This is a genomic window from Streptomyces sp. TRM64462 (assembly GCF_013362995.1).
Taxonomy (GTDB): Bacteria; Actinomycetota; Actinomycetes; order Streptomycetales; family Streptomycetaceae; genus Streptomyces.
On record NZ_JABWDV010000012.1, the window covers coordinates 1 to 5,018 of the forward strand.

A 5,018-nucleotide genomic window follows, 5' to 3' on the forward strand; every position below is an offset into this window, starting at 1 on the left:
GCCCATGCCGCCGGAGGGCGGCGCGACGAAGGGTTCGACATGGCGAACACTCTGGCCGGGGCGGGCTCGCGGCTCTGGTCCCCGGCCCGGCAGCGGTCGTTCCGGCTGCTGTGGCTGGGACAGTCCCTGTCCCTGCTCGGTGACGGATTCAGCTACATCGCGTTCTCGTGGATCACGCTGAGCCTGACGGAGTCGGCACTGAGCCTCGGCTACGTACTGGCGTTCCAGGCCGTGCCGAGGGCCGTACTGACGCTGGTCGGCGGATCGCTGAGCGACTCGTGGTCCAGCCGGCGGCTGATGGCGTTCTCCAGCTGGGCGCGGGCCGCCCTGATGGTGACGGTGGGGGTCGCGGGCCTGGCGGGGACGCTGACCGTGTGGATGCTGTGCGTGGCGGCGGCGCTGTTCGGCGCGGTGGACGCGTTCTTCCAGCCCGCCCGTGCCTCGATCCTGCCGACGGTCGTGGAGAAGGAGACGCTGGCGCCGGCCAACGCCCTGCTGGGCGTGGGCGCGAAGGTGTCGGCGGTCCTCGGCCCCGCCGTGGGCGGTCTGGTGGTGGCGGTCACCGACGCCCCGGTCGCGTTCCTCGTCGACGGCGTGTGCTTCGCGCTGTGCGGCCTGTGCGTGTCCCGTATCCGGCCGCTGCCCCGCCCCGCCGGGGAAGCGGCGGCGGAGGAGGAGGACGGGGAGAAGGGCGGGGAGAAGGGCGCGGCCGCCGCCCCGGCGGCGGGTGACTCGCTCCTGTCCCGGATCCGGGCGGGGCTGCGGTACGCGTGGGAGGACCCCCGTATCCGTACCGTCCTGGTCGTCGACACGGCGGTGACGTTCTGTCACGCGGGTCCGTTCACGGTGGGGTTCGCGACGCTCGCCAAGGTCGATCTGCAGGGCGGTTCGACGACGCTGGGGCTGCTCAACGGTGCCCTGGCGGGCGGCGCCATGCTGGGCGCCCTGGTGGGCGGGGCGACGGGCGGCCGGCCGCGGGTGGGACTGCTGATCGCCGCGCTCGCGGGCTGGCTGGCCCTGGGCATGGCGGTGCTCGGCACCGTCGGGAGCACGGTGGCGGCGCTGGGGACGGTGCTGATGATGGGCTTCGGCATCGGTTTCCAGGGCGTGTTCGGCATCAGCTGGATCCAGCGGAACATCCACGGCGCGGTGCTGAGCCGGGTGATATCCGTCGACATGGTCCTCGGCTACGCCATCGCGCCGCTGTCGCTGATCGTGTGCGGGGCGCTGGCGAGCTCGGGCACGGGGCCGATGTTCGCGCTGACGGCGGTGATCCTCACGGTGACGGCGCTGGGCGTGCTCGCCTCGCGGAACGTACGCGAGATGCGCTGAGCCCGTCGCGCACGCGCGGGGTCGTCGCCCACGCGCGGGGTCACGGTGTGAAGGAGGCGGCGAACTCGCACAGCGCCAGCCGGTTGGTGCGCCCGGTCTTCGTGCCGAGGCTGGCGATGTGCTTCTCCACCGTGCGGGGCGAGATGTACAGGCGGTCCGCGATCTCCTTGTTGCCGAGCCGTTCCGGGAGCAGCTGGAAGACCTCGTACTCGCGGACCGTGACGCCCAGGGCGCGCAGGGCCTCGGGGATGCGGCTGCTGCCGGTGCGGTGCTGGTGGACGGGGGCGCCGAGGCGGCGCAGCGCGGCGCGGCAGGCGTTGGTGACGGCGGGGACGGAGAGGTGGTGGAAGTGGTGCTCGGCGCGGCGCAGCCAGGCGACGGGTTCGCCCCAGCCCCGCTCGTGGGCCTCCTCGGACACCAGCCGCAGGCCGAGGTGGAGGGCGGTCGGGTACGGTGCGGCGACGCGCAGCGCCTCGGCGACGGCCTCGGCGGCGGCGTCGGGCCGGCCTTCCCGGCCGAGCAGCACGGCGTCGGCGAACAGCACGAACTGGCGGTTCCAGCGCATCCGGCCGGGTGCGGTGGCGGCGATCTCCTCCTGCCGGGCGCGGCCGGCGTCCCCGGACAGCACGTCGAGGAGCACGCCGATGCCGTAGCGGCCGCTGAGGTAGTACGTGCCGGGGTTGGCGTACTCCAGGTCGGCCGCGCCCCGCAGGGCGCGTACGGCGCCGGGCCCGTCCTCCTCCATGAGCGCGCAGAAGGCCTGGGCGAGGCCGAGAGTGAGGGGTTCCTCCTGGGAGCCGGCGCCGTCCCATTCCGCGAAGGCGGCGAGGGCCCGTTCCATGGCGGCCCTGTCGCCGCGGTGGCCGGCGAGGGTGGCCTGCGCCATCAGGACGTACCGTCCAGCGGGGGCGAGGCGGAGCCGCTGGACGACGGCGAGGCACTCGTCGGCGGAGCGCTGGGCGCCGGCGAAGTCGCCGCGCAGGACGGCGTCGAGGACGAGGATGCCGTCGATGGTGTGGACGATGGTGGCCGAGCCGAGGGCGAGTGCCTCGTCGCGGGCGGCGAGCAGCGGGGCCGTGCTGCCGTCGGTGAGCCAGTTGTTGCCGCCGATCCTGGTCAGGACGTACATGCGGCGCAGCGGCAGACGGTGTTGTTCGGCGGTGAGGAGGGCGGATTCGAGGAGGGCGGTCGACTCGTCGAAGTCGCGTTCCCTGGCGAGGGTGGCGAGGAGTTCCCAGGCCTGGCAGACGGCGGAGGGCAGGGCGTGGCGCTGTGCCGACTGCAGGGCGGCCCTGGCGAGTTTCTCGGCCTGCTGGGTGCCGTCGGGTCCTGGTGTGTCGAGGGCCAGGTAGGCGGCGACGACGTCGACGAGTGCGGCGGTCCGGTCGTCGGGGTGCTTCCGGAGCATGGCGCGGGCCTGGGCTATCTCGCGGTTGCCGTCCTCCCAGCGGCCCGCGGTGTGGGCGACCTTGGCGAGCCGGGTGTGCAGGGTCGCGAGCCGGTGCACCGTCAGATCGGTGCCGGCGAGCGCGTGCAGGTCACGGGCGAGGCTGAAGGCCTGGGCGAAGTCGCCGGTCTCGGCGAGCGCGGGCAGCAGGGCCTCCAGGACCTCGGCGCGGCCGGCGGCGTCCTCGCTGCCGGCGAGGAGCTGTTCGGCGCGGCTGAGCAGGGTGACGGCGGAGCTGACGGCGCCGGCGGCGAGGGCGCGCCGCCCGGCTTCCGCGAAGAGCCGCCCGGCCTCGGTGACGTCACCCTCCTCGGAGCGCAGTCCGGCGGCGAGCTGGCACCAGTCGCCCTCCAGGTCGGGGTGGCGTTCCTGTACGGCGGACGCGGCCCGTCCGGCCAGGTCGGCCCGCCGTCCGGGGGTGAGCTGCGTGAACAGGGCCTCGACGGTGAGGGGGTGCCGGAACGCGTACCAGTCGGGTGCCGGTTCGTCGGGGACGACGAGCCGGGAGGCGACGCCGGCGTGCAGATGGCTGAGGAGTTCGCGGTCGTCGACGCCGGTCACGTCCTGGAGGACGGTCAGGGGGAAGCGGCGGCCGATGACGGCGGCCGCCGAGAAAAGGTTTCTCCCCTGGGGTCCGAGGCGGTCGATGCGCTGGAGGAGGCCCTTGGCCATGGACGTGGAGACATCGCCGCGGAGGTCGCCCACGACCCGCCAGCCGTCGTCGCCGTTGACGAGCGCGCCGCTGCTGATCATGCCCTGGAGCCGTTCCTCGACGAGGAGGGGGCTGCCGGCGCTGTCCTCCCAGAGCCGTTCCAGGGCGGCCGGGGGCACGCGCTCGGGTGCGGTGCCGAGCTGGGCGGCGACGAGGGCGTGGACGTCGTCCCGGGTCAGCGAGGCGAGGTCCAGCGTGGTGCCCACGCGGCGCCAGCGGGCCGATTCGGCGAGGTCGAGGGCGTCGCAGGGTTCGGTACGGATGGTGGCGAGGAGGACGACGGGGGCCTGGTCCAGGTTGTCCACCAGGTACTCGACCACGGCCAGTGTCTCCGGGTCGGCGTCGTGCAGGTCCTCCAGGAGCAGGAGCTGGCCGCGGTCGCGGCCGGTGGCGATGAGCAGCCGCAGCACCGCCTCACCGAGGATGATCATGGAGCTGGTGCCCTGGACGTCGCCGCCCCAGTCGGGGATGAGCCGCCCGAGCACCGGACGGTAGGGCCCGAGCGGCAGGTCGTCGAGCGGTTCGCCGCTGCGGAACAGCGACATCAGGGCCTCGGTCAGGGGCCGGAACGGCACTGCGGGGCCGGTGGTGGTGCTCCGGCCCCGCAGGACGCGCATCCCGGTGCCGACGGCCATGCCGACCGCTTCGGCGGCGAGCCGGGACTTGCCGATCCCCGCCTCGCCGACCAGGAAGACGACCCTTCCGCGCTGTTCCCGCGCGTCGCTCAACGCGTCTTCGATCTCCCGCAGTTGAGAGTCACGTCCGACGATGTGGGGCGCATGGGAACGCATGGGCGCACATGTTAGTGCTCATCGCCGCCAACCGGTCGACGTGTGCGGAACTCCCCCGTTTCAGCCGTGCACGTTCGGCAGCGACACGCTGGTGTCCAGGGAGCTGAGCGTGATCACGATGCCGCTCGTGAGGACCATTCCGGACAGGGCGCGGGCGCGGGCGCACGCTCTGTTGCGACCGGAGAGCGTGATGCCGCCGGCCGGGTCCTCGGCGCGCGGGGCGGTCTCGTCGGCGCGGGTGGCGGAGGCGTCGATGGCGGAGGCGGAGGCTGCGGGCTTCTGCATGGTGGTGACCCCTTTGTCTCGTGACGGGTGACGCGCGGGCGGTTGAGGAGAGAGGACGTGAGGAGAGGAGAGGTGTGGCGGTGCGGGCCGGTCAGCGGCCCGGTCGGGTGTCGAGCAGGAGCAGGGACGGGACCCGGTCCGGGAAGGCGAGCCTCAGCAGTTGGTGGCCGATGCCCGACAGGCCGGTCAGCAGGCCCGGGGACGGTGCGTGTCCGGGGGTGCCGCAGCGGTGGCCGTACTGTTCGAGGCCGCCGAGCACCTCCCCCGTACGGCGGGTGAGCGCGGCGCCCGCGGTGTCGTGGCCGCGCCGGGCGAGCAGGGACAGCGACTCCAGGGAGCCGAGCGTGCCGTGGCGGAGGCTCAGGTCACCGGGCGGGCCCGGTGCGTCCAGCAGCCGCACCCACCGGTCGAGTTCGGCGGGCCCGGGCTGCTCGGGCGTGCCGTGCAGGGC

The 5,018-nt window shown here is 74.0% G+C and carries 4 protein-coding genes; 1 reads left to right on the forward strand and 3 read right to left on the reverse strand.

Annotation, left to right across the window (positions count from 1 at the left end):
- Positions 1-1,332: MFS transporter (locus tag HTZ82_RS00625; protein ID WP_309235255.1), on the forward strand; the 1,332-nt coding region annotated here is incomplete at its 5' end.
- Between the two features lie 40 nt (positions 1,333-1,372).
- Here the strand turns inward: HTZ82_RS00625 and HTZ82_RS00630 are convergent.
- The 3 genes from HTZ82_RS00630 to HTZ82_RS00640 all read right to left on the reverse strand — a co-directional run.
- Positions 1,373-4,282 (reverse strand): LuxR family transcriptional regulator, encoded by a 2,910-nt coding sequence (locus HTZ82_RS00630; protein ID WP_175407254.1) that lies wholly within the window; start codon positions 4,280-4,282, stop codon positions 1,373-1,375.
- Positions 4,283-4,342: 60 nt separating this feature from the next.
- Positions 4,343-4,567: a hypothetical protein gene (locus tag HTZ82_RS00635; RefSeq protein ID WP_175407255.1), complete on the reverse strand. Its 225-nt coding sequence runs from the start codon at positions 4,565-4,567 to the stop codon at positions 4,343-4,345.
- 91 nt (positions 4,568-4,658) lie between these two features.
- A partial coding sequence (locus HTZ82_RS00640) for a lanthionine synthetase LanC family protein (protein ID WP_302852185.1) occupies positions 4,659-5,018 on the reverse strand: 360 nt, incomplete at its 5' end.

What these genes read in the sequence shown, in the direction of transcription:
- HTZ82_RS00630 (WP_175407254.1), bottom strand. Translation starts at nt 4,282, where the DNA reads ATGCGTTCCCATGCGCCCCACATCGTCGGACGTGACTCTCAACTGCGG.
- HTZ82_RS00635 (WP_175407255.1), bottom strand. Translation starts at nt 4,567, where the DNA reads ATGCAGAAGCCCGCAGCCTCCGCCTCCGCCATCGACGCCTCCGCCACC.